Here is a 1,194-nt window from a genome sequence, read left to right as displayed (position 1 = left end):
CTAGCCCCACACACAAACAACTTGACACGCTCCCTTTAAAAGCAATACCCGGGGGCGCTTCAAAGCCTGTCCACACAGTTGAAAGATGGCATAGCACGAGCCATAACCAAGTACTAGAAAGAGGCACAATGGACATCCCAAACCCATACGCACTAAAAGACCCTGCCATCAAACAACAAGCGATCGCTGATTTCAGAAAATTCAAACCTGACTTCCACAAAACACCGGAAAGGTTTGTAGATTTCATCCAGGAAGCAAAGCGTGACCTTACCCCAGCGCAAATACGCCAATATATCGCCGAGCACCGGAATATGGCCGAAAGCCCCATGGATGATTGGTCTCGTTCTTTTATGGGTCTATTGATTCAACTCGGGGCTAAAGACTTGGACATCACCAACGCTGTCGACGAAATGCTCAAATACATCGACTGTGGCGGCGACCACTATGCCATTCACTCCCTGGTGAAAGCGGATACTAACCTGATCATCTACAACATCCACCCGAAAAACTTCGAACAAATCAACCGCTTCCTCAAAACCACCAGCACCAACGAACCAGAAATCCTCTACGAATGGCAACGATTCCTCATCAAACAAGGAGTCAGAAAGAAAGCCTTCCGCGAGTACCCAGGATTCCACTGGATCAAAACCAGCGCCTTTGCAGAAGACCCTCGAGCAAAAGAACACGTCGCAAAACTCGCCGACCCGTCCTAAATACATCTACTACTTAGAAAGGTCTCGATTCACATGCTTATCCCTAACTACTTGCCCATCACCAACGACCAGTACGAACAACTCACCTCCACCGACGAAGACACCGCCGTGGACCTCGCCATGGACTGGATGGAAGAAGAAACCACCGGCCCGGGCACCGACATCGACAAAACCGCCGACGACCTCGCCACCGCACTGACCACCCCAGAGGCGAAACAAGCAGTCACAGGACACACCCTGCTGTGTGAAGACCCGGCACTCTACGTCGCCTCGCCACAGCAAACAGCCGTCCTGGCACAAGCACTCGCCGACTCGACTGTCGACGAAGACGCACAACCCGACCTCGACACACTCACCGACTTCTACACCACCGCTGTTACCAACAACCACGCAACAGCAATCCTGTACAACTAACCCACCCCACACATCACACCGACCCCTGAATCAAAGTGGGGTTGCCCGCAAATCGTGGACACGTAGT

2 protein-coding genes are annotated in these 1,194 nt (G+C 52.0%); both read left to right on the top strand.

Going from position 1 to position 1,194, the window contains the following annotated elements; translation table 11 throughout:
* Window positions 1-128 precede the first annotated feature (128 nt).
* Window positions 129-713 (top strand): hypothetical protein, encoded by a 585-nt coding sequence (locus HMPREF2678_RS00990; protein WP_070550544.1) that lies wholly within the window; start codon window positions 129-131, stop codon window positions 711-713.
* Between the two features lie 33 nt (window positions 714-746).
* Window positions 747-1,127, top strand: a complete 381-nt coding sequence (locus tag HMPREF2678_RS00985; protein WP_070550543.1) for a DUF1877 family protein — start codon at window positions 747-749, stop codon at window positions 1,125-1,127.
* The last annotated feature ends 67 nt before the right edge of the window (window positions 1,128-1,194 follow it).

Source organism: Corynebacterium sp. HMSC058E07, assembly GCF_001809885.1.
In the GTDB taxonomy this organism is placed as follows: domain Bacteria; phylum Actinomycetota; class Actinomycetes; order Mycobacteriales; family Mycobacteriaceae; genus Corynebacterium; species Corynebacterium macclintockiae.
This window is presented reverse-complemented; position numbering and strand designations above follow the sequence as displayed.